The organism is Bradyrhizobium sp. CCBAU 51753, assembly GCF_015291565.1.
In the GTDB taxonomy this organism is placed as follows: Bacteria; Pseudomonadota; Alphaproteobacteria; order Rhizobiales; family Xanthobacteraceae; genus Bradyrhizobium; species Bradyrhizobium ivorense.
This window is the reverse complement of the sequence record NZ_CP030037.1, coordinates 4,648,489-4,669,684: the sequence shown is the minus strand read 5'-3', so window position 1 is coordinate 4,669,684 and position 21,196 is coordinate 4,648,489. Positions and strand designations below refer to the sequence as shown.

Sequence of the window (21,196 nt, the reverse complement as noted above, 5' to 3'; positions counted from 1 at the left end):
AGAAAGATGCAAGTGCATGGATTGTGCAATTCCGGAAACGCAGCGTTTTGGAAATTTGGCCGAACGCCGCCGCGATGCCGCCCCACAGACCGCCGATCTCATCACCGTATCGGGGCAAATTATCGACATGTTCGTTTAAACATATTGCAGGCGGATCGCGCGCATCATCCGGCCTATCCAGAGCAGCAAGCCAGAGAACTAACCCAGAGAACTAATCCATGGCAAAGCACAAGATGAGGGTTGCCATCCTGTTCGGCGGGAGGTCCGCCGAGCACGACGTCTCGCGGGCGTCCGCAGCCAACGTGCTGCGCGCCCTCGACCCGGACCGCTACGAGGCGACCGCGATCGGGATCACGCGCGATGGCCGCTGGATCGTCGTGCCTGCAGGAAACGGCGCCGGCACCGGCAGCGGCGCGCTGACCATTCCGGACGATGGACCGCGCCTCGCTTTGCTGCCGGGCGGACAAGGCCGCGCGCTGGCGCTCGAAGGTCATGGTGTTCAGGAATTGCCGGCATTCGACGTCGTCTTCCCGGTGCTGCACGGCCCGAACGGCGAGGACGGCACGGTGCAGGGCGCGCTCGAACTGTCCGACGTCGCCTATGTCGGCTCGCGCGTGATGGGATCGGCCGCCGCGATGGACAAGGATTTTGCAAAACGGCTGATGCGCGAGGCGGGATTGCCTGTTGTCCCCTGCGTCGTTGTGTCGGCCGCAGCTCCGATCACCTACGACGCCGCGGTCGGCGCCCTCGGATCGCAGGAGGTCTTCGTCAAGCCGGCCAACATGGGCTCGTCGGTCGGCGTCTCGAAGGCCCGGACCGCTGCCGAATTCGACGACTGCTGCCGGTCGGCGTTTCGCTTCGACAGCAAGATCCTGGTCGAGCTATGCATCGCGCCGATCCGCGAGGTCGAATGTTCGGTGCTCGAGGACGCCGAAGGCCGGGTCCGCGCCTCGGAGCTCGGCGAGATCGTCCCCTCGGACAAGCACGGCTTCTATTCGTATGATGCGAAATATCTCGATGCCGAGGGCGCTCTGCTTCGCGTGCCCGCCGACGTGAAGCCTGCGATCGCCGATCAGATCCGGGAGCTCGCCATCAGGACGTTCGCTGTGCTCGGCTGCGAAGGAATGGCGCGGATCGACTTCTTCCTGCACGGCGAACAGGCCTACATCAACGAGGCCAACACGCTGCCCGGCTTCACCAATATCAGCATGTATCCGCGGCTGTGGGAGGCCAGCGGCCTGCCACAGCCCGCGCTGATGGATGTCCTGATCGGCCACGCCATGGCGCGTCAGCAGCGCTTGAGGAAACTGGCGTTCGATCGCGACTAGTTTAGGCAGGGACGACACCGAACTTGCAGCTAGCTCGGTGTCATCACCCGCGCATGCGGGTGATCCAGTATTCCAGAGGCGGCAGTGCTTGAGCCGACAAGCCGCGGCGTACTGGATCGCCCGGTCCATGTGCGCAATTGCGCACAGGCCGGGCGATGACAGTTGCGGCTACATCGCCTTGTTCGGGTTGATCAAAAATTTCTCGCCGGTGGCGCGCTTGTTGTAGACCGCGATGTTGTCGGGCTGCAGCACTTCCTGCAGCGACACCACCTTGGTGTAGTGGCTGGCGAAGGTGGTCTTCAGCTCGGCGACCACGCGCTGGCGCAGCTTGTTGCCCGCCTCCGGGCCGATCTTCATCAGGAACGGGAACAGCAGCCAGCCGCCGACGCCCCAAGCCATGCCGAAGCCGCGCGGCAGCGTGATCTCGCGGGTGTCGAGGCTGCCGTAGACATAGACCTGCTTGTGTACGTTGGAGCCGTAGCGGCTGTAGGCTTTTGCGCTTCTGTTGATCGCGGTCTCCATCGCGACCAGAATCTGGCCGGCCAGCTTGCCGCCGCCGATCGCGTCGAAGGCGATGGTCGCGCCGGTCTCGACCAGCGCATTGGTGAGATCGTCCATGAAGGTCGGCGCGGTGGAATCGACCACGTGCTTGGCGCCGATCTTGTGCAGGATGTCGGCCTGCTCCTTGTTGCGCACGATATTGACGAGGCCGATGCCGTCCTTGAGGCAGATCTTGTTGAGCATCTGGCCGAGGTTCGAGGCTGCGGCCGTGTGCACCAGCGCCTTGTGGCCCTCGCGCCGCATCGTCTCGGTCATGCCGAGCGCGGTCAGCGGATTGACGAAGCAGGATGCGCCGTCGGCCGGCGTGGTGCCCTCGGGCAGCGGCAGGCATTCGCCGATCCGCAGCGTGCGGTATTGCGCATACATCGCGCCACCGATCATCGCGACGGTTTTGCCCATCAGCGCCTTGGCGGCATCGGACGAGCCGGTTCGGATCACGACGCCGGCGCCCTCATTGCCGACCGGCATCGACTCGTCGAGCCGCGCCGCCAGCCCGGCCAGCGCCGCCTCGGGCACCCGCGCGGTCACCACCGGCAATTCCCTGGTGCCGGAGACTTTTGCCGCCGACATGTCGGCCGGGCCGATCAACAGGCCGAGGTCGGACGGATTGATCGGCGTGGCCTCGACGCGGACCACGACCTCGTCGGGTCCGGGCTCGGGGGTCGGGACATTGACCAGCGATAGCTCCAGTTCGCCATTCTTCTTGAGCAGCGAACGCAATTGTAATCCGCTCTTGCCGTCGCTCATCCCGACCTCCCTGCTTTACATTATCGGTTCCGATCAGTTGGGGCGTTAGGCCAACGCCTTCAAGGCCGCCCTGCCCGCATACTTGGCCTGGGTGCCGAGCTGCTGCTCGATCCGCAGCAGCTGGTTGTACTTGGCGGTGCGGTCGGAGCGCGCCAGCGAGCCGGTCTTGATCTGCCCGCAATTGGTGGCGACCGCGAGGTCGGCGATGGTGGAATCCTCGGTCTCGCCGGAGCGGTGCGACATGACCGCGGTATAGCCGGCCTTGTAGGCCATCTCGATCGCCGCCAGCGTCTCGGTCAGCGTACCGATCTGGTTGACCTTGACTAGGATCGAGTTGCCGCGGCCGTGCTTGATGCCGTCGGCGAGCCGGGTGACGTTGGTGACGAACAGATCGTCGCCGACCAGCTGGCACTTCTTGCCGATCGCATCGGTCAGCTCCTTCCAGCCGTCCATGTCGTCCTCGGACATGCCGTCCTCGATGGTGACGATCGGATAGCGGCTGACCAGATCGGCGAGATACTTCACCTGCTCGGAGCGCGAGCGGGTCTTCTTCTCGCCACCATAGACGTAGGAGCCTTCCTTGAAGAACTCGGTCGAGGCGCAGTCGAGGCCGAGCATGACGTTGTCGCCCGCCTTGTAGCCGGCCTTGCCGATCGCGTTCATGATGAAGTCGAGCGCCGCGTCGGCGGTCGGCAGGTTCGGTGCAAAGCCGCCCTCGTCGCCGACATTGGTGTTGTGGCCGGCCTTCTTCAGCTCGCCGCGCAGGGTGTGGAAGATTTCCGAGCCGCAGCGCAGCGCCTCGGCGAAGCTGGTCGCGCCGACCGGGAGGATCATGAATTCCTGGAAGTCGATCGGGTTATCGGCATGCACGCCGCCATTGATGATGTTCATCATCGGCACCGGCAGCGTCCTCGCCGAGGTGCCGCCGACGTAACGATACAGCGGCATGTCGAAGGATTCGGCGGCGGCCTTGGCGCAGGCCAGCGAGACGCCGAGAATGGCGTTGGCGCCCAGCCGGCTCTTGTTCGGAGTGCCGTCGAGATCGATCATGATCTGGTCGATCGCGACCTGGTCCTCGACGCTGTGATCGCTGAGCGCCTCGAAGATCTCGCCGTTGACGGCGGCGACCGCCTTCTGCACGCCCTTGCCGAGATAGCGCGCCTTGTCGCCGTCGCGCAGTTCGACCGCCTCATGCGCGCCGGTGGAGGCGCCCGACGGCACCGCCGCGCGGCCGATCGACCCGTCTTCCAGCACCACATCGACCTCGACCGTGGGGTTGCCGCGGCTGTCAAGGATTTCGCGGCCGATGATGTCGATGATGGCAGTCATGAGAACCTCTTCTGGCAGTGGTCGGGTTAGATCGCGGTGCTTCTACCGCAATGCGTCGGGGCCGAAAAGGCCGGGTGACGGGCGCCGGATCATTCGCTATGAGGGCGCCACGGAGCACCTGAATGGCGAAAAAATCCAGCAAATCTATGCCCTCGGGCGACCTGCAACTCGGCCGTGCCGTGGAATGGCCCGACACCCCCGAGAAGGCAAAGCTCGACCGTGTCCCCAATCCGCAGGCTGGTACCGACTATCTGGTGCGCTTCACGGTGCCGGAATTCACCTCGATCTGCCCGGTGACAGGACAACCCGACTTCGCGCACCTGGTGATCGACTACGTGCCGGGCCGCTTTCTGCTGGAGTCCAAGTCGCTAAAGCTGTTCGCGGCGAGTTTCCGCAACCATGGCGCGTTCCATGAGGATTGCACGGTCATGATCGGCCGGCGGATCGCGGGCGAGATCAAGCCGAAATGGCTGCGCATCGGCGGCTACTGGTACCCGCGCGGCGGCATCCCGATCGACGTGTTCTTCCAGACCGGCCGGCTGCCGAAGGGCATCTGGGTTCCCGACCAGGGCGTCGCGCCCTATCGCGGGCGAGGCTAGAGACCCATAGACCCTCGCCACCGGCGGTTCGGATTGTGAGCTAGAGGCCAGACGCGGGATTTCGGTCCGCGACTGTGACCGGGGCCGGCCCGTCCTCATCTTCCCAGTCCTCCCACTCGACACCGTTGGTTTCGAGATAGCGGGCAACCGCGACGCCGATCGTCGGGAAGAAGTAGTGTTCTCCAAGCTGCGCGTACAAGCCAAATCGTTTGAGCTTGTCTTTCACCGGATCCTTGAGCTCGGCAAAACAAAACTCTATCCCCTGCGCGTGCAGTGTCTGGTCCAACTCAGCAACCACGTCGCAGGCGGTGACGTCGACGCTGGTCACCGGTTCTGCGGCGACCACTAGCCAACGTGCCGGAGTTGGCGACGTCGCGACGGCATCCAGGACACTCTCCTTGAAGAATTCGGCGTTGGCGAAGAACAGCGGCGCATCCCACCGAAACAGCACCAGGCCGGGGATCCGACGTGCATCCGGATATCGCTTGATATCGTGATAACCCTTGACGCCATGGGCGCGCCCCAACACGGCAGAGTGCGGGCGCCAGCCGTCCCACAGGAACTCGATGATGGCGAGTGCGATTGCGAGGCCAATTCCCGGGATCACCCCGAGTACCGCTACACCGACAAAGCAGACGATCGCAAGCCAGAATTCCCAGCGCTGAATGCGATAGATGCGCTTGAGGTCGGCAACTTCAATCAGGCCGATCGCCGCCGCGATGACGACGGCGGCCAATGCAGCGTTGGGCAGATGTTGCAGGAGGCTCGGTGCGACCAACAGCAGCAAGGCGATGGCAAGCGCGCCGACGACGCTGGTGAGCTGGGTGCGGGCGCCGGCGGCTTCGGCGACGGGTGTACGCGAACTGCTGCTGCTGATCGGAAAACCCTGGAAAAAGCCTGCGGCCAGATTGGCGGCACCAAGCCCGACCATCTCCTGGTTCGGATCGACCCGGGACCCCAATCGCGCGGCGTAGGCACGTGAAAGTACGCTCGTATCGGCAAACGAAACCAGTGCGACTGCGCAACCGCCGATCAGCACCGGGACGATGTCGTCGTAGCTGATCCATGGGACAACGAACGCTGGCAAACCTTGCGGAAGCGGACCCAGGACCTTGACGCCGTACAGCGTCCCGAGATCGAGCATCCCGACGGCGATGGTCGCTCCAACGACCGCGATCAGAATGCCCGGCAGCTTGCTGTTCTTGAGAACCAGGATCACGATCAACGTAGCGGCCCCAATTCCGAACGCGACCCAATTTATCTTTCCTGCGAGGATCGCGCCGCCGATCGCCCACAAGCTCCGCAGCGGCCCCTCGCTGTCGATGGAAAACCCGAAGAACTTGGGCAATTGGCTGATCAGCACCGTGAGCGCAATTCCGTTCATGTATCCGTAGCGGATCGGCTTGGAAAGCAGCTCGGTCACAAAACCGAGGCGCGCGACACCTGCGAGAATGCAGGCCGCCCCCGAGACAATCGCCATCATGCCGGCAAGCGTCACGGTGCGCGCGGGGTCGCCGTGAGCCAGCGGAGTAATGACTCCCAGCAGGATTGCTGCAAGCGCCGAGTCGGGACCCAGCACGAGAATACGGCTAGGGCCGAACACCGCGTAGGCCAGGAGCGGCACGATCGTTGCGTACAAGCCATAGATGCCAGGCAAGCCCGATGCCGTCGCGTAGGCAATTCCAACGGGGACCAGCATCGTCGCCAGGACGAGGCCCGCGAAGATATCGTGCGGAAGCCATGCTGCTTCGTAACGACGGAGTGTCTCTAGTCCGGGCAACCAGTGCTTCATTGTGGCCAATCCCGCTGGCACGTCACGCATCCGTCGCGCGGTTCGCTGCCCGCCTCTGCTGCGCCGCAGCAACCATCCTTGGTCGAAGGGCATCGAGTTGAGCAATCGCCGCGCAGCGATGCTTGATCAGGATCAAGGCTTGCGCACCAAGGGCTGGGCAGGTTGAAGGCTTGTCCGCCATGGCAGCCGCAAGACGCACTTGCGACAAGTGTTTAAGCGTCCCGCTGCACCAGTTCGAAGGTGATGCCTTCGGGCCCCTCGAACAGCCGGAGCTTTCTCGAGATGTAGTCCATCTCGTCGCTCAGCATGGTGACACCGCTGGCCACCAGGTGCGCGGTGGCCGCTTCAATGTCATCGACGCGGAACGCGAGGTGATTGAAGCCAAGCTTTCGCAGGTTAGTAGGATGCGCACCCGCATCGATCCCTTGCGGCGGGTCGAACTCGAGCAGCTGGATTTCGAAAGGAGACTCCGCTGCTTCGAGTGCGAGGGTGATGTGCTGCGCTTTCATGTTCGGCATGCCCATGTACTTCGCGGGAATGCCACCGTCGATGGTCGCGACGTGAGTTTTTCTGAAGCCAAGGAGCGCGAAGAATTCGATCGCCCGGCCTGCGTCCGCCACTGCGATCGTCACATGATCCGGACTGAGTATCATCTCGCCGCTCCCTCACCGCGCTCGGCCGCGCCGGCTAAACCGCTGGCGCCTCCCCCTTCGCGAGTGCAAGGTTACCAGCTCGCTCCCTGGAGCGGTAGGCGGGGCATCTGATGGATGTCAGCCGTCGCTGAGGTGGTTGGGCCCGTCGCCGCCGCTGGTCTTCGGCCTGGAGATCGGAGGAATGCAGCTGCCGAAGCGTGGATCGAGCGGATCGTAGCGCGACCTTGATCTTGCCACGACATACAGCACAGCCAGCGCGAGGGATCCGAGCAGCAGCAGGATCCACGCAGGTGGCCCGCTTGCGATCAAGGTGATCAAGAGCACTGTTGCTCCGACCAGCAGCAGCGCGACAGTGCCTGAAGACGTCCTTGAAGCCATGATCGGCTCCGCGCGATAGCTCGACGGCGGAACATTAGCTCTGAATTCGAGATGTTTGGAGCGGTCGGATGCGACACACCAGCGCAGCTACGCGCGTGCGGGATCGCTTAAGGCTCCACGTCCTGCCGTGCGTCGGCATCGGCCGGACGTCGCTGCTTCAAATATTTCGCGCAGACAAAGCCGAGCACGACCATCACGGCGGCGGCCGAGATCAGCGTCGGCGTCTTGCCGGCGTGCTGCAGGCCGAAACCGTAGGCGATCGGCCCGACGGTCTGGCCCATGAAAAAGAAGAAAGAATGCAGCGACAGCGCGGTGGCGCGGGCTTCGACCGAGAGCTCGCTGGCGAACACCTGCAGGCAGCCATGGATCATGTAGAAGCCGAGGCCCATCACCAAGAGGCCCGCCATCTGCAGCTTCCAGAGCGGCCCGAACGCGACGCCGACGAGCTGGATCGCGACCAGCGTCGCGCCCGCGATCATCATGCCGCGGACGCCGAGCCACGGCAGCAGACGGGCCACCGTCAGGGTGTAGAGCAAGCCGCCGATCGCAAAGCCGGCGATGACGATGCCGGCGATCGACAGCGAGGTCTCGCCGAGCTCGAACAGGAATGAGGCGATGAACGGAAACAGTCCGAGCACGCAACAGCCTTCGACGAACACCGCCGAATAACAGATCCGCGCATTCGGATTGGTGAAGATGGTGCGGTAGCCGTGGCGCAGCGCCTTCAGGCTGGTGCGCGGCGGACGGTTCAGCGCGGCACCACGAAAGCCCGCCGCGACCGCCAGCGCGACGATGATGACGAGCGCGCCGAGCACCGCGAGCACGCCGCGCCAGCCGAGCAGATCGCCGATCAGGCCGGACGCGGTTGCCCCGAGCAGATTGCCGGTCATCGAGCCGGCCAGCGTGCGCCCGATCGCCAGTTGCCGTTTCTCCGGGCCGACCAGATCGGAGGTCAGCGATAGCGCCACCGGAAACACGCCGCCGGAGCCGATGCCGGCGAGAATCCGGGTCACGAACAGCATCGGGAACGAGGTCGAGAGCGCGCCCAAAATATTGGCGAGGCCGAGCAGCGCGAGGCAGATCGTCATCAGCCGCGCCTTGCCGAACAGGTCCGCGGCGGCGCCGATTGCCGGCTGGACCGCTGCGAAGGTGAAGGCGAACACCGCGGCAAAGCTCGCCGCGGTCGCGATGCTGACGGAAAAATCCTCGGCGACATGCGGCAGCACCGGATCGAGCGCGCGCACCGACAGGCTCGCCGCGAACGTCGCCAGCGTGATGACATTGAGGGCCGGCGGCATGCCGCTCGTTGCGGTCATGTCCGGATCCGCCGCGTCAGGCCATCGTCTTGGCGAGCGAGTCGAAATCCATCAGCCGCTTGACCAGGGATTCGAAATCACGCAGCGGCACCATGTTAGGGCCGTCGGACGGCGCATGATCGGGATCGGGATGGGTCTCGATGAACACGCCGGCAACCCCGACCGCGACCGCGGCGCGTGCCAGCACCGGCACGAACTCGCGCTCGCCGCCGGACGAGGTGCCCTTGCCGCCCGGCTGCTGCACCGAATGGGTGGCGTCGAAGATCACGGGCGCGCCGGTGGTGCGCGCCAGGATCGGCAGCGCGCGCATGTCGGAGACCAGCGTGTTGTAGCCGAACGAGGCGCCGCGCTCGGTGACCAGCACATTGGCGTTGCCGGCGCCGGTGATTTTCGTCACCACATTCGCCATGTCCCAGGGCGCCAGGAACTGGCCCTTCTTGACGTTGACGACCTTGCCGGTCGCGGCCGCCGCCAGCAGCAAATCGGTCTGCCGGCACAGGAAGGCCGGAATCTGCAGCACGTCGACCGCCTGCGCGACTTCAGCGCACTGGCTCGCCTCATGCACGTCGGTCAGAACAGGCAGCCCGAGTGAGGAGCGGATCTCGGCAAAGATCGGCAGCGCCTGCGCAAGGCCGATGCCGCGTGCCGCCGAGGCGCTAGTGCGGTTGGCCTTGTCGAACGAGGTCTTGTAGACCAGCCCGACTTTGAGCCTTCCGGCGATGTCCTTGAGCGCCGAGGCCACCTCGAGCGCATGTGCGCGGCTCTCGAGTTGGCAGGGGCCGGCGATGATCTGGAGCGGCAAATGGTTGCCGAACTGCACCGATCTAACGGCGACGACGGGCGCTGTGGCCTGCGCGGAAACGTGACTGGTCAAAATGCTGCATCCTTTCGCCGGCGACCATGCAATCCGCTGCGTGATGGATCAAGCCATCCCACCGCTTGAGGGGGTTGCGCTGACGCCGTGGGCACCCCGTGCTATCACAATCCTGCCCTATCAGCCCCTATAGACTGACCGGGAACAGATGCAATGAGGCACCCATGCGCATCCCGCTTCTGATCGGAGTTTTGGCCGGCCTGTCCACACTGCCGGGCCTGGCCTACGGACAGGCGAGCAGCCAGCAGCCCGGCGTCGTCACCAGCGGCGCCACCGGCGTCATCGTCAACGGCAAGCCGGCCGCGCGCAGCGGCGACACCACCAGCAATGGCGGCCCGCTGATCGAGGGCGTGCCCAATGTCCTGATCAACGGCAAGCCGGCCGCCGTGATCGGCGACCGCACCCATTGCGGCGGCAAGACGACCTCGGGCAGCCACGGCGTCTTCATCAACGGCAAGCCGATGGTCCGTGAAGGCGACCAGACCTCGGGCTGCCCGCAATAGCTCCGTTACCCACCTCTCGTCATCGCGAGCACAGCGAAGCAATCCATCGTGCGGCATATGAGGAAGTATGGATTGCTTCGTCGCTATCGCTCCTCGCAATGACGGGGATAGAGCCTGAGCGCTCCCTGACGTCAGCTCACTTCACCGACGAGAACGCCGTCGGCACCAGGAGCTGGTTGACGATGTTGAGCACGATCTGGCCGTCCTCCTCGGTCTTGGCGCGTGCCGTGATCCATTCCGGGTCGGTCTGGAACGCGGTCCATTTCTTCTCGCGCTCGGCGAGCGATTCCCAGGCCAGCAGATAGGTCAGTTCCTGGTTGGATTCGCCGACCAGCGTCGTGAAGAAGCCGGCCTGCCTGATGCCGTGCTTGTCCCACAGCTTCAGCGTAATGGTCTCAAAACGCTTCAGCAGCGCCGGCAGCCGGCCCGGCAGGCAGCGGTAGACGCGGGTCTCGTAGATCATTGGCGGTCCTCCCATATCGTTGGCGCGGGCGGTTATAGCGAGCGGGTTCCCCCCTGTCTTGAGGGGTGACAACATGGCACCCCTGCCCGCCCCATCAGCGCCATTCTCGCAATGTTGCTGCAATGTTGATGGCGCTAGAACCGACCGTTTGAGGCCTGCGAGGACTGGATCGCGAACAACATGCGGATTTTGCTGGTGGAAGACGAGGTCGAAATGGCGGCGGCATTGTCACAGGCGCTCAAGGGCTACGACATGGTGGTCGACCATGTGCCGACCCTTGCCGAGGCCGAGGAGGCGATTTCCGCCGACGTGCATGCCGCGGTGCTGCTCGACCGCCAGCTGCCCGACGGCGACGGGCTGGCCCTGATCCCAAAGCTGCGGGCCCGGGCCGACGGCGTGCCGATCATCGTGCTGACCGCGCGCGGCGACCTCGCCGACCGCGTCATCGGCCTCGACAGCGGCGCCGACGACTATCTGGCAAAGCCCTTCGCGGTCGAGGAATTGCTGGCGCGGCTGCGCGCCGTGCTGCGCCGCCCCGCCGGGCTGCAGCTCGAAATCATCAAGGCCGGCCGCGTCGCGTTCGATTGCAGCCATCGCGAGGTCAGCGTCGACGGCCGGCCGCTCGACCTGCCGCGGCGCGAGCTCTTGGTGCTGGAGGCACTGCTGCGCCGCATGGGCCGCACCGTGTTGCGCGCGACGCTGGAGGAAGCGGTCTATACGTTCGATGACGAGATACAGTCGAACGCGCTCGACGCCCACGTCTCGCGTCTCAGACGCAAGCTCGCCGACAATGACGCCGGGATCGAGATCCACAGCATCCGCGGCGTCGGCTATCTCCTGAAGCAGGTATCATGAGCGAAGCGGTGCTTAGTTTATGAGCGAGATCGCCGACCATTATTGCCTGCGCACCAAGCTGAGTTGGCGGCTGGTGACGCTGCAGGCCGCGCTGCTGGCCGCCATCATCGCGCTGGTGGTCGGTGCGCTGTGGACCTGCGGCCTGCCGGTCATCAACCGCGACGAGGACCGCGTGATCGACGTCGTGCAATGGTCGCTCGGGCGCGAAGCCGACGGCAGACTGGTGCTGCGCCCGACGGCGGCGCTGAAGCAGCTGCGCGAGGAAGCCCCCGACCTCTGGTTCATCGTGCGCGACCGCCAGGGCAATACGCTGTCCGAAGGCAAGGTGCCCGACGAGTTCGCCAACCTCGGCAGTGCGCTCGACAATATCAGCCAGGCGCGGCTCGGCTGGCAGATGTTCGAGGACGATCCGCGCAAGCCGCCGGCGCGCATGAAGCGCGTCAACACCGACGCCGGCAACGTGCAGATCGTGACCGCCACGCAGGGCCGGATGCTCGGCGCCAAGGCGCTGTTCACGGCCTCGCTGACCTTCCTCGCCGTCACCGTGCCTGGCCTCTTGCTGATGGCCGCCGCGACCTTCGTGGCGACGCCGATGGTGATCAAGCGCGCCTTCGCGGGCCTTGCCACCACGGCCGACCAGGCGCGCCGGATCGATTTCCGCCAGCGTGGCAGCCGGCTGTCCGCAGATCATCTGCCGCTCGAAGTGGTGCCGATGGTCACCGCCATCAACGACGCGCTGAAGCGGCTCGACGACGGTTATTCGCGGCACCAACGCTTCGTCGCCGATGCCGCGCATGAATTGCGTACGCCGATCGCGATCCTCAACACGCGGCTGGAATCGCTGCCGCCGAGCCCCGAGAAGACGCATCTGCTCGAGGACGCAGCCCGCCTTGCGACGCTCGCCGAGCAGCTGCTCGACATCCAGCGCTTCGACCAGTGCCGCAACCCGTTCGTCCGCGTCGACCTCGTCGCGGTCGCGCGCGGCGTCGCCGCCGACCTCGCGCCGCTGGCGATCGCCGCGGGTTACGAATTGTCGCTGGAGACTGCGACCGAACATGTCGAGACGACGGGTGACCGCGCCGCGCTGGAGCGCGCGCTGACCAATCTGGTGCAGAACGCGATCCAGCATGGCGGCCGCCGCGGCACCATCACCATCCATGTCGGCGCTGCCGCGACCATCGACGTCACGGACGAAGGCGACGGCATTCCGCCGGAGGCGCGCGCGCAGATCTTCGATCCGTTCTACCGGCTGAAGCCGCTCGATCGCGGCGCCGGCCTCGGCCTCAACATGGTGCGCGAGATCGCAAGACTGCATGGCGGTCACGTCTCCGTGCTCGACGGGCCGAACGGCGGCGCGTGCTTCCGCCTGACGCTGCCGCCGGCGCCGATCGTGGCGTGACACCGCGCAACGTCGCGCAATGTTGCTGCAATCCAGCTCCCGCAAAACAGCTCACGCCCCGCATTGGAATCGGGGCGCGAACTCACCTTGCTGGGAAAGCAAATGGCACACGACTTCCTCTCGTTCTTCACGGCCTGGATGGCGGCGCCCGGCCGCGTCGGCGCGATCGCGCCCTCGGGCGCAGCGCTCGCCGAATTGATCACACGCGACATCACGGCTGCGACCGGCCCGATCCTCGAGCTCGGCCCGGGCACCGGCGCGTTCACCTATCAGCTGCTGAAGCGCGGCGTGCGCCAGCAGGATCTGACGCTGATCGAATACGGCTCGGATTTCATGCGGCTGCTGCAGCTGCGCTTTCCCGGCGCGCGCGTGCTGTGGATGGATGCGGCGCGGCTGGCCTCGGAGCAGCTCTACCGCGATGCGCCGGTCGGCGCCGTGATCAGCGGCCTGCCGCTGCTCAACATGTCGCCGCGCAAGGTGATCTCGATCGTCAGCGGCGCGTTCAGCTATCTGCGTCCCGGCGGCGCGTTCTATCAGTTCACCTACGGGATGCGCTGCCCGGTGCCGCGGCCGATCCTCGACCGGCTCGGCCTGCGCGCCACGCTGGTCGATCGCGCGCTGCTCAACGTGCCGCCCGCTGCGGTCTACAAGCTGACGCGACGGCCGCAATACAAGCTGATCACGCGCGATAGCGCGCCGGCGGACGATTCATCCGTCGCGCGCATTACCGGCGAACGCCGGGCCAGCGAGGATTGCACCGTGCCGGCGTGAGCGCCGGATCAGACCAGCCGGCTCTGCTTCGCCGCCGCCTCGATGAAGGATGCAAACAGCGGATGCGGCTCGAACGGCCGCGACTTCAGCTCGGGGTGGAACTGGACGCCGATGAACCAGGGATGGTCCTCGTACTCGACGATCTCCGGCAGCACGCCGTCGGGCGACATGCCGGAGAAGCGCAGGCCGTGCTGTTCGAGCCGGTCCTTGTAGGCGGTGTTGACCTCGTAGCGATGGCGGTGCCGCTCGGAAATCTCGGTCGCGCCGCCATAGACCTGCGAGACCCGGCTGCCGCGGTTGAGCGCCGCGGGATAGGCCCCGAGCCGCATGGTGCCGCCGAGGTCGCCGCTCTGCGAGCGCCGCTCGAGCTCGTTGCCGCGCAGCCACTCCGTCATCAGGCCGACCAAGGGCTCCTTGGTCGGGCCGAACTCGGTCGAGTTGGCGTCCTCGATGCCGACCAGATTGCGCGCCGCCTCGATCACGGCCATCTGCATGCCGAAGCAGATGCCGAAATACGGCACGTCGCGTTCGCGGGCGAACTGCGCCGCCTTGATCTTGCCCTCGGCGCCGCGCTGGCCGAAGCCGCCGGGCACCAAAATGCCGTTGACGTGCTCGAGGAACGGCGCCGGATCCTCGTTCTCGAACACCTCGCTCTCGATCCAGTCGAGATTGACCTTGACCTTGTTGGCGATGCCGCCGTGCGAGAGCGCCTCGATCAGCGACTTGTAGGCGTCCTTCATGCCGGTGTACTTGCCGACGATCGCGATCGTCACCGCGCCTTCCGGGTTGCGGACCCGCTCGTTGATCACGTTCCAGCTCTGCAGCGCCGGCGGAATCTTTGCGGTGATGCCGAACGCGGCCAGCACCTCGTCGTCGAGGCCGGCGGCGTGATAGGCCTCCGGCACAGCATAGATGTTGTCGACGTCGCGCGCCTCGATCACGGCGCTTTCGCGCACGTTGCAGAACAGGCCGAGCTTGCGCCGCTCTTCCTTGGGGATTTCGCGGTCGGTGCGGCACAGCAGGATGTCCGGCTGGATGCCGATCGAGCGCAGCTCCTTCACCGAGTGCTGGGTCGGTTTTGTCTTGAGTTCACCGGCACTTGGAATGTACGGCAAAAGTGTCAGGTGAATATAGACGGCGTGGTCCCGCGGCAGCTCGTTCTTGAGCTGGCGGATCGCCTCGAAAAACGGCAGGCCCTCGATGTCGCCGACCGTGCCGCCGATCTCGACCAGCACGAAATCGTACTCGTCGTTACCATCAAGCACGAATTCCTTGATCGCGTTGGTGACGTGCGGGACCACCTGGATGGTGGCGCCGAGATAGTCGCCGCGGCGCTCCTTGGAGATGATGTCCTGGTAGATCCGACCGGTGGTGATGTTGTCGGCCTTGGTGGCCGGCCGCCCGGTGAAGCGCTCATAATGACCGAGATCGAGATCGGTCTCCGCGCCGTCGTCGGTCACGAACACTTCGCCGTGCTGATACGGCGACATCGTTCCGGGATCGAGGTTGAGATAGGGGTCGAGCTTGCGGAGACGGACCTTGTACCCGCGAGCCTGCAGCAGGGCGCCGAGCGCCGCTGAAGCCAGACCCTTGCCGAGCGATGAGACCACGCCGCCGGTGATGAATATGTACCGCGCCATGGGACTTTACCTTTAATCCGCTTCCTGTGATTCGCAAAACGAATCGGCTCTCCGCGGCAAACTACCGACCGGGCTGTGGGTGACGTTAAATTTGAAGCGATTTCAGAGTATTAATGGGGGTTCTCGAAGCAGGATGCCAGCGCGGCATCCTGCATGGCCACCCTGCTTTATTGCGACCGTGGCGCCTGCGGACCGCTCGGTGCCTGCTGGCCCTGCTGCTCGTCGGCCTTCTTCAGCGAATCGAGGATGCCGCCGGAGGTCGGCGCGGTCATCGGCGTGCCGCCGGCCGGCTGCTGTTGCTGCGCCGGCGCGCCGGTCCCGATGATCGAGCTCGGCTTGCGGTCGTAGCCCGCATACCAGGACAGGAACAGGCTGGTGATGAAGAAGCCGACCGCCAGAATCGCCGTGGTCCGTGTCAGCAAATTGGCGGTGCCGCGGCTCGACATGAAGCCGGCGCCGCCGCCCATGCCGAGGCCGCCGCCTTCGGATTTCTGCAACAGCACCGCGCCGATCAGCACGGCGACGATCATGAGATGGATGATGATAACGACAGTCTGCATCGCAAGCCTTCCGTCACAAGCCGCCAAGCGGCCAGACAAACGGCGCTATCGGCTTTACGGGTTTTCGTGAAGTCGCGCCCTGTTACACGATTGCACCGGGCATTGTCACCCCCGAGATAGTCGCAGCGGCGACGTTCACAAGCGAGGCGAACCACGGCCCACAGAGGCCCTTGAACGCCGTCTGTATTTCCATAATAATAGACAAATGGATACTTTGGTAGACGATCTGAGCCAACGCCTGGCGCAGCGCATCCGGCTCGAGCGCGACGGCCGCGGCTGGTCGCTGGCCGATCTCGCCGAGCGCTCCGGCGTCTCCAAGGCCACGATCAGCAAGATCGAGCGCGCCGAGGTGAGCCCGACCGCGGTCGTACTGGTCCGGCTCGCGGGCGCCTTCGACCTGACGCTCGCCGGGCTGATGCTGCGCGCCGAGGGCCAGGGCGAGCGGCTGTCGCGCGCCGCCACGCAGCCGGTCTGGCGCGATCCGGAAAGCGGCTATCTGCGTCGCCAGGTGTTCAGCCGCCCCGACCATCCGGTCGAGCTGGTGCGGGTCGAGCTGCCGCCGAAGCAGGCGGTCACCCTGCCCGCCTCGTCCTACGCCCATATCCGCCAGCTGGTCTGGGTGCTGAGCGGCAGCCTCGTCATCACCGAAGGGGGCACGCGCTATCCCCTCGCCGCCGGCGATTGTCTCGGCTTCGGGCCGCCGGCCGAGACCACCTTTGCCAACGAGAGCAATGCCCCCTGCACCTACGTCGTGGCGCTGGCCCGGAGTTGATGCATGTCCTCCTTTGTCATCAAGCCGCTCGTCGACACGCCCGCAATTCGCGACGCGCTCGGCGAACTGCTGGTCGAGACCGTCGCCGCCGGCGGCTCGGTCAGCTTCATGCATCCGCTGCCACTGGATGATGCCCGCGCCTTCTGGCAGGACTCGCTTCGGGCCGCCGCGCAGGGCGAGCGCCTCGTGCTCGGCGCATTCGATGGCGACGCGTTGATCGGCACCGTCACGCTGCTATTAAAACTGCCGCCGAACCAGCCGCACCGGGCGGAAATCGCAAAAATGATGACGCGCGTCGCGCACCGCAAGCGCGGCGTGGCGACCGCACTGATGCAGGCCGCCGAGCAGCTAGCGGTCGCGCATGGCCGCACGCTGCTGGTGCTCGACACTGCCGAGGAGGACGGCGCCGCTCCGCTCTACGAACGGCTGGGCTTTCAGCTCACCGGCCTGATCCCCGATTACGCGCTGAAGCCGCATGGCGGCCTCACCGGCACCCTGATCTACTGGAAGCGGATCGGCGCGGCTGCGGCCTAGCTCCGCTGCAACCCCGTCGTTGCGCGAAGCGACGAAGCAATCCATCGCTCCGCACGTGCGGCGGCATGGATTGCTTCGCTTCGCTCGCAATGACGTGGGTGGAGCTGTGGCCGCTCAACACCCCGCCGCGATCGCCAAAAAGTCCGACGCCTTCAGGCTGGCGCCGCCGACCAGTGCGCCGTTGACGTTGGCGACCGCCATCAGTTCGGCGGCGTTCGACGGCTTGACCGAGCCGCCGTAGAGGATCCGCACCTTCTCACCCTCACCCTTGAAGCGATCGGTGAGTACACCGCGGATGAAGGCGTGAACTTCCTCGACATCCTTTGCGGTCGGCGTCAGGCCGGTGCCGATCGCCCAGACCGGCTCATAGGCCACCACGAGATTCGCCGACGTCGAGCCATCGGGCAGCGAGCCCTTGAGCTGGGTGCCGCAAATATCGAGCGTCTGGCCGGCATCGCGCTGCTCGCGCGTCTCGCCGATGCAGACGATTGCGGTCAGTCCCGCTCGCCAGGCGGCCTCGGCCTTCTGCCGGATCAAGGCATCGGTCTCGCCATGATCGGCGCGCCGCTCGGAATGGCCGACGATGATGGCGACCGCGCCAAGATCCCTGAACATCTCGGCCGAGAGGTCACCGGTATGGGCGCCCGATGCCTTGGGATGGCAATCCTGGGCGCCGACCGCGACCTTGCTGCCGCGCGCCTTGGCGGCGAACGGTCCGACCAGCGTCGCAGGCGGGCAAACCAAAAGATCGGCCTTGGCCGCCACGCTGCCGGCACCCGCCAGCATGGCCTCGAACTCGGCCATCGACGATGTCAGGCCGTTCATTTTCCAGTTACCGGCGATCAGCGGCCGGATGGTGTCGGTCATGTCAGAATTCCCCATCGATCAAGCGCGCCCACGGGCTACCAGACGCGGGCGACCACTTCCAGAGCGCGGCGTCGCGGCGATTCACCGCTTCAATCCGCCCACAGCCTTAAGGTTGCGGGGGGACATCAGCCACTTTATAAGCGTTTTCAATCCGGTGACGCCCTGCGGCCTTGCTTTGGGCACGACCCGGTTCCCCACCTGCAAAACAAGTTGGACCCATGCTTCGAGGAATGCGGAAAGCCTCATCAAACTGGCTCGGCAAGACGATTATGGCCGTTGTGATGGGCGTTTTGATCATCAGTTTCGGCATTTGGGGCATTGCGGACATTTTCAGGGGATTCGGCCAGTCGTCGCTCGCCAAGATCGGCCGGACCGAGATTTCGGCCGATCAGTTCCGCCAGATCTACAACGACCGCCTGCAGCAGATCGGCCGCCAGTTCGGCCGTCCGCTGACCCCGGACCAGGCCCGCGCCTTCGGCGTCGACCGCCAAGTGCTGCAGCAGACGCTGGCGGAAGCCGCAATGGATGAAGAGGCGCGCCGGATGGGCCTCAACCAGTCCGACGCCGAGGTGCTGCGTCAGATCTACAACGATCCGAACTTCAAGGGCCTCAACGGCCAGTTCGACCCGCAGCGTTTCCAGGCGGTGATCCGCAACGCCGGCTACACCGAAGGCCGCTACATCCAGGAGCAGCGCCGGGTCGGCCTGCGCCGGCAGATCGCGGGCACCATCTCGTCCGGGATCGAGCCGTCCAAGCCGCTGATCGAGGCGCTGACGCGCTTCCAGAACGAGCAGCGCTCGATCGACTACATCACGCTCGGCGCCGCGCAGGCCGGCACCATCGATCCGCCCTCGCCTGAGACGCTCGCCGCCTATTTCGAGGACCACAAGGTCCAGTTCCGCGCCCCCGAATACCGCAAGATCTCCTTCGTCGCGGTCACGCCGGAAGAAATCGGCAAATGGACCACCGTCTCCGACGAGGACGCCAAGAAGATTTTCGAGCAGCGCAAGGACCGGCTCAGCTCGCCGGAGAAGCGCGAAGTGTCGCAGATCGTGTTTCCGAACGCCGGCGAGGCGCAGGCCGCGCGCGCCCGCATCACGTCGGGCACCTCGTTCGACGACATCGCCAAGGAGCGCAACCTCAATCTTGCCGACGTCAATCTCGGCCTGGTGGCGAAGTCGGCGATCCTCGATCCCGCGGTCGGCGATGCCGCCTTCGAGCTGCCGTCCGGCGAGGTCAGCCAACCCGTGCAGGGCCGTTTCGGCGTGGCGCTGGTCAAGGTCGGCAAGGTCGAGCCCGGCGTGACGCCGAGCTATGAGAGCCTTGCGCAACAGGTGAAGACCGAAATCGCGACCGAGCGCGCCCGCAACAAGGTCGCCGAGCTGCGCGACAAGATGGAGGACGAGCGCGGCGGCGGCTCCAGCGTCGTCGAGTCGGCGCAGAAGCTCGGATTGACGCCGGTCACCATCGATGCGGTCGATCGCTCGGGCCGGCTGCCGAACGGTCAGCCCGCGGCCAATATTCCGCGCGGGCTCGACGTGGTGTCGCCGGCCTTCTCCAGCGACGTCGGCGTCGACAACGACCCGATCCAGTTCAATGGCGGCTGGGTCTGGTACGAGGTATCAGGCATCACCCCGTCGCGCGAGCGCCCGCTCGACGAGGTCCGCGACCAGGTCGAGGCGAAATGGCGCGAGGACCAGATCTCGGCCAAGCTGCGCACCAAGGCGACCGAGCTGGTGCAGAAGCTCGACGGCGGCGGCAAGCTCGCCGACGAGGCGGCCGCGCTCGGCGTCAAGGTCGAGACCGCCGCCAACTTCCGCCGCGACGCGACCCCGCCGGGCGTGCCGGCTGCGGCGATCACCGCGGCATTCCGCACGCCGAAGGATAGTGACGGACAGACGCCGGCGGCCGGCGGCAGCCAATGGGTGGTGTTCCGCGTCACCGACGTCACGCTGCCGCAGGTCGATTTTGCCTCCAACGAGGTCAAGCAGCTCCAGGAGGCGCTGCGGCGCTCGCTCAGCGACGAGCAGGTCGCGCAATACGTCACCAAGATCGAGTCCGACATCGGCGTGACTGTCAACCAGGCTGCCTTCGCGCAGGTGACAGGCGCAAATAATTGAGCATGATATCAGCGCAAACGCCTCGCGTTTGTCGCGAGGAGACCTCCTCTCCGCGCGGCCAACGCAATGGCATCGCGCGGAGATCAAGCTCCAGCAACAGACCCTGAGCCAGCGAATGGACGACCTGAAATCGATCATCGGAAAAGTAGCCACCGGCGCCACGCTGACGCGTGAGGAGGCGGCGTCCGCGTTCGACGCCATGATGTCGGGCGAAGCCACGCCGTCGCAGATGGGTGGCCTGTTGATGGCGCTCCGGGTGCGGGGCGAGACCGTCGACGAGATCACCGGCGCGGTTGCGGCGATGCGCGGCAAGATGCTGCGGGTCACCGCGCCCGCCGAGGCCGTGGACATCGTCGGCACCGGCGGCGACGGCTCCGGCTCGGTCAACGTCTCGACCTGCGCGGCCTTCATTGTCGCCGGCGCCGGCATCCCAGTCGCCAAGCACGGCAACCGCGCGCTGTCGTCGAAGTCCGGCTCGGCCGACGTGCTGGCCTCGCTCGGCGTCAGGATCGACCTGACGCCGGATCAGGTCGGACGCTGCGTCAAGGAGGCCGGCATCGGCTTCATGTTCGCGCCCGCGCATCATCCGGCGATGAAGAACGTCGGCCCGACCCGGGTCGAGCTCGCCACCCGCACCATCTTCAATTTGCTCGGGCCGCTGTCGAACCCGGCCGGCGTCAAGCGCCAGATGGTCGGTGTGTTCTCGCGGCAATGGGTGCAGCCGTTGGCGCAGGTGCTGAAAAATCTCGGCGCCGACAAGGTCTGGGTCGTGCACGGCTCCGACGGCCTCGACGAGATCACCCTCACCGGCCCGACCTTCGTCGCCAGCCTCGAGAACGGCGAGATCAGGACCTTTGAGGTGACGCCTGACGAAGCCGGCCTCGGCCTCGTCGGTGGCGAGGCGCTGAAGGGCGGCGACGCCGATGCCAACGCGATCGCGCTCTCGAGCGTGCTGAACGGCAAGCCGAGCGCCTATCGCGATGTCGCGCTGCTCAACGCGGCGGCGGCGCTGATCGTCGCCGGACGCGCCAAGGATTTGAAGGAAGGCGTCGCGATCGGCGCGCAGTCGCTCGACAGCGGCGCCGCCGCGGCGCGGCTGAAGCACCTGGTCGCGGTTTCCAACGGTTGAGCACGA

The 21,196-nt window shown here is 65.7% G+C and carries 22 protein-coding genes; 11 read left to right on the top strand and 11 right to left on the bottom strand.

What is annotated here, in order from left to right; translation table 11 throughout:
• Nucleotides 1-16 precede the first annotated feature (16 nt).
• Nucleotides 17-139 (top strand): hypothetical protein, encoded by a 123-nt coding sequence (locus XH93_RS42770; RefSeq protein WP_256436469.1) that lies wholly within the window; start codon nt 17-19, stop codon nt 137-139.
• A 79-nt stretch (nt 140-218) separates the two neighbouring features.
• Nucleotides 219-1,328 (top strand): D-alanine--D-alanine ligase family protein, encoded by a 1,110-nt coding sequence (locus XH93_RS21055; protein WP_194469004.1) that lies wholly within the window; start codon nt 219-221, stop codon nt 1,326-1,328.
• 168 nt (nt 1,329-1,496) lie between these two features.
• Here XH93_RS21055 and XH93_RS21050 read toward each other — a convergent pair whose 3' ends face one another.
• Together XH93_RS21050 and eno are read right to left on the bottom strand one after the other, a co-directional pair.
• Nucleotides 1,497-2,636 carry a zinc-binding dehydrogenase gene (locus tag XH93_RS21050; protein WP_194469003.1) on the bottom strand — a complete coding sequence of 380 codons (1,140 nt, stop codon included), beginning with the start codon at nt 2,634-2,636 and terminating at the stop codon, nt 1,497-1,499.
• A 45-nt stretch (nt 2,637-2,681) separates the two neighbouring features.
• Nucleotides 2,682-3,965: a phosphopyruvate hydratase gene (eno, locus tag XH93_RS21045; RefSeq protein ID WP_194469002.1), complete on the bottom strand. Its 1,284-nt coding sequence runs from the start codon at nt 3,963-3,965 to the stop codon at nt 2,682-2,684.
• A 122-nt stretch (nt 3,966-4,087) separates the two neighbouring features.
• On the opposite strand from eno, the gene queF reads away from it, so the two are divergent.
• On the top strand, nt 4,088-4,564 hold the full coding sequence (gene queF, locus XH93_RS21040; RefSeq protein ID WP_194469001.1) for a preQ(1) synthase: 477 nt from the start codon (nt 4,088-4,090) through the stop codon (nt 4,562-4,564).
• Between the two features lie 40 nt (nt 4,565-4,604).
• Here queF and XH93_RS21035 read toward each other — a convergent pair whose 3' ends face one another.
• The 5 genes from XH93_RS21035 to kdsA form a co-directional block, all read right to left on the bottom strand.
• Nucleotides 4,605-6,356: a SulP family inorganic anion transporter gene (locus XH93_RS21035; RefSeq protein WP_194469000.1), complete on the bottom strand. Its 1,752-nt coding sequence runs from the start codon at nt 6,354-6,356 to the stop codon at nt 4,605-4,607.
• A gap of 212 nt (nt 6,357-6,568) precedes the next feature.
• On the bottom strand, nt 6,569-7,009 hold the full coding sequence (locus tag XH93_RS21030) for a VOC family protein (RefSeq protein ID WP_194468999.1): 441 nt from the start codon (nt 7,007-7,009) through the stop codon (nt 6,569-6,571).
• 117 nt (nt 7,010-7,126) lie between these two features.
• Nucleotides 7,127-7,387, bottom strand: coding sequence for a hypothetical protein (locus tag XH93_RS21025; protein WP_194475543.1), 261 nt, complete (start codon nt 7,385-7,387; stop codon nt 7,127-7,129).
• A 107-nt stretch (nt 7,388-7,494) separates the two neighbouring features.
• Nucleotides 7,495-8,703, bottom strand: coding sequence for an MFS transporter (locus tag XH93_RS21020; RefSeq protein WP_194468998.1), 1,209 nt, complete (start codon nt 8,701-8,703; stop codon nt 7,495-7,497).
• A 16-nt stretch (nt 8,704-8,719) separates the two neighbouring features.
• Nucleotides 8,720-9,577 (bottom strand): 3-deoxy-8-phosphooctulonate synthase, encoded by an 858-nt coding sequence (kdsA, locus tag XH93_RS21015; protein WP_194468997.1) that lies wholly within the window; start codon nt 9,575-9,577, stop codon nt 8,720-8,722.
• Between the two features lie 164 nt (nt 9,578-9,741).
• Between kdsA and XH93_RS21010 the strand changes: the two genes are divergently transcribed.
• Entirely contained in the window at nt 9,742-10,080 is a 339-nt protein-coding gene (locus XH93_RS21010; RefSeq protein ID WP_194468996.1) for a PAAR domain-containing protein, read from the top strand.
• 136 nt (nt 10,081-10,216) lie between these two features.
• On the opposite strand, the gene XH93_RS21005 is transcribed toward XH93_RS21010, so the two are convergent.
• Nucleotides 10,217-10,543, bottom strand: a complete 327-nt coding sequence (locus XH93_RS21005; RefSeq protein ID WP_018271819.1) for an NIPSNAP family protein — start codon at nt 10,541-10,543, stop codon at nt 10,217-10,219.
• 180 nt (nt 10,544-10,723) lie between these two features.
• Here XH93_RS21005 and XH93_RS21000 point away from each other — a divergent pair, with 180 nt between their 5' ends.
• The 3 genes from XH93_RS21000 (at nt 10,724) to XH93_RS20990 (ending at nt 13,568) form a co-directional block, all read left to right on the top strand.
• On the top strand, nt 10,724-11,398 hold the full coding sequence (locus tag XH93_RS21000; RefSeq protein WP_194468995.1) for a response regulator transcription factor: 675 nt from the start codon (nt 10,724-10,726) through the stop codon (nt 11,396-11,398).
• A 19-nt stretch (nt 11,399-11,417) separates the two neighbouring features.
• The gene (locus XH93_RS20995; protein WP_194468994.1) at nt 11,418-12,797 is read left to right on the top strand and encodes a HAMP domain-containing sensor histidine kinase; all 1,380 of its coding nucleotides are present in this window, start codon (nt 11,418-11,420) and stop codon (nt 12,795-12,797) included.
• 102 nt (nt 12,798-12,899) lie between these two features.
• Nucleotides 12,900-13,568 carry a class I SAM-dependent methyltransferase gene (locus XH93_RS20990; protein WP_194468993.1) on the top strand — a complete coding sequence of 223 codons (669 nt, stop codon included), beginning with the start codon at nt 12,900-12,902 and terminating at the stop codon, nt 13,566-13,568.
• Between the two features lie 8 nt (nt 13,569-13,576).
• Here the strand turns inward: XH93_RS20990 and XH93_RS20985 are convergent, their stop codons facing one another.
• Nucleotides 13,577-15,208: a CTP synthase gene (locus tag XH93_RS20985; protein WP_139483800.1), complete on the bottom strand. Its 1,632-nt coding sequence runs from the start codon at nt 15,206-15,208 to the stop codon at nt 13,577-13,579.
• 167 nt (nt 15,209-15,375) lie between these two features.
• Nucleotides 15,376-15,768 (bottom strand): preprotein translocase subunit SecG, encoded by a 393-nt coding sequence (secG, locus tag XH93_RS20980; protein WP_194468992.1) that lies wholly within the window; start codon nt 15,766-15,768, stop codon nt 15,376-15,378.
• A 205-nt stretch (nt 15,769-15,973) separates the two neighbouring features.
• Here secG and XH93_RS20975 point away from each other — a divergent pair, with 205 nt between their 5' ends.
• Nucleotides 15,974-16,540: an XRE family transcriptional regulator gene (locus XH93_RS20975; RefSeq protein WP_194468991.1), complete on the top strand. Its 567-nt coding sequence runs from the start codon at nt 15,974-15,976 to the stop codon at nt 16,538-16,540.
• A 3-nt stretch (nt 16,541-16,543) separates the two neighbouring features.
• Nucleotides 16,544-17,074, top strand: a complete 531-nt coding sequence (locus XH93_RS20970) for a GNAT family N-acetyltransferase (protein ID WP_194468990.1) — start codon at nt 16,544-16,546, stop codon at nt 17,072-17,074.
• A 114-nt stretch (nt 17,075-17,188) separates the two neighbouring features.
• Here the strand turns inward: XH93_RS20970 and tpiA are convergent, their stop codons facing one another.
• Nucleotides 17,189-17,941: a triose-phosphate isomerase gene (gene tpiA / locus XH93_RS20965; protein WP_194468989.1), complete on the bottom strand. Its 753-nt coding sequence runs from the start codon at nt 17,939-17,941 to the stop codon at nt 17,189-17,191.
• Nucleotides 17,942-18,159: 218 nt separating this feature from the next.
• Here tpiA and XH93_RS20960 point away from each other — a divergent pair, with 218 nt between their 5' ends.
• Together XH93_RS20960 and trpD are read left to right on the top strand one after the other, a co-directional pair.
• Nucleotides 18,160-20,061 carry a peptidylprolyl isomerase gene (locus XH93_RS20960; protein WP_194468988.1) on the top strand — a complete coding sequence of 634 codons (1,902 nt, stop codon included), beginning with the start codon at nt 18,160-18,162 and terminating at the stop codon, nt 20,059-20,061.
• A 115-nt stretch (nt 20,062-20,176) separates the two neighbouring features.
• Nucleotides 20,177-21,190: an anthranilate phosphoribosyltransferase gene (trpD, locus tag XH93_RS20955; protein WP_194468987.1), complete on the top strand. Its 1,014-nt coding sequence runs from the start codon at nt 20,177-20,179 to the stop codon at nt 21,188-21,190.
• Nucleotides 21,191-21,196 lie beyond the last annotated feature (6 nt).

Excerpts from the sequence above, each read along its gene's own strand:
- XH93_RS42770 (WP_256436469.1), top strand. The coding sequence starts at position 17 with ATGGATTGTGCAATTCCGGAAACGCAGCGTTTTGGAAATTTGGCCGAA.
- XH93_RS21055 (WP_194469004.1), top strand. The coding sequence starts at position 219 with ATGGCAAAGCACAAGATGAGGGTTGCCATCCTGTTCGGCGGGAGGTCC.
- XH93_RS21050 (WP_194469003.1), bottom strand. The coding sequence starts at position 2,636 with ATGAGCGACGGCAAGAGCGGATTACAATTGCGTTCGCTGCTCAAGAAG.
- eno (WP_194469002.1), bottom strand. The coding sequence starts at position 3,965 with ATGACTGCCATCATCGACATCATCGGCCGCGAAATCCTTGACAGCCGC.
- queF (WP_194469001.1), top strand. The coding sequence starts at position 4,088 with ATGGCGAAAAAATCCAGCAAATCTATGCCCTCGGGCGACCTGCAACTC.
- XH93_RS21035 (WP_194469000.1), bottom strand. The coding sequence starts at position 6,356 with ATGAAGCACTGGTTGCCCGGACTAGAGACACTCCGTCGTTACGAAGCA.
- XH93_RS21030 (WP_194468999.1), bottom strand. The coding sequence starts at position 7,009 with ATGATACTCAGTCCGGATCATGTGACGATCGCAGTGGCGGACGCAGGC.
- XH93_RS21025 (WP_194475543.1), bottom strand. The coding sequence starts at position 7,387 with ATGGCTTCAAGGACGTCTTCAGGCACTGTCGCGCTGCTGCTGGTCGGA.
- XH93_RS21020 (WP_194468998.1), bottom strand. The coding sequence starts at position 8,703 with ATGACCGCAACGAGCGGCATGCCGCCGGCCCTCAATGTCATCACGCTG.
- XH93_RS21010 (WP_194468996.1), top strand. The coding sequence starts at position 9,742 with ATGCGCATCCCGCTTCTGATCGGAGTTTTGGCCGGCCTGTCCACACTG.
- XH93_RS21005 (WP_018271819.1), bottom strand. The coding sequence starts at position 10,543 with ATGATCTACGAGACCCGCGTCTACCGCTGCCTGCCGGGCCGGCTGCCG.
- XH93_RS21000 (WP_194468995.1), top strand. The coding sequence starts at position 10,724 with ATGCGGATTTTGCTGGTGGAAGACGAGGTCGAAATGGCGGCGGCATTG.
- XH93_RS20995 (WP_194468994.1), top strand. The coding sequence starts at position 11,418 with ATGAGCGAGATCGCCGACCATTATTGCCTGCGCACCAAGCTGAGTTGG.
- XH93_RS20990 (WP_194468993.1), top strand. The coding sequence starts at position 12,900 with ATGGCACACGACTTCCTCTCGTTCTTCACGGCCTGGATGGCGGCGCCC.
- XH93_RS20985 (WP_139483800.1), bottom strand. The coding sequence starts at position 15,208 with ATGGCGCGGTACATATTCATCACCGGCGGCGTGGTCTCATCGCTCGGC.
- secG (WP_194468992.1), bottom strand. The coding sequence starts at position 15,768 with ATGCAGACTGTCGTTATCATCATCCATCTCATGATCGTCGCCGTGCTG.
- XH93_RS20975 (WP_194468991.1), top strand. The coding sequence starts at position 15,974 with ATGGATACTTTGGTAGACGATCTGAGCCAACGCCTGGCGCAGCGCATC.
- XH93_RS20970 (WP_194468990.1), top strand. The coding sequence starts at position 16,544 with ATGTCCTCCTTTGTCATCAAGCCGCTCGTCGACACGCCCGCAATTCGC.
- tpiA (WP_194468989.1), bottom strand. The coding sequence starts at position 17,941 with ATGACCGACACCATCCGGCCGCTGATCGCCGGTAACTGGAAAATGAAC.
- XH93_RS20960 (WP_194468988.1), top strand. The coding sequence starts at position 18,160 with ATGCTTCGAGGAATGCGGAAAGCCTCATCAAACTGGCTCGGCAAGACG.
- trpD (WP_194468987.1), top strand. The coding sequence starts at position 20,177 with ATGGACGACCTGAAATCGATCATCGGAAAAGTAGCCACCGGCGCCACG.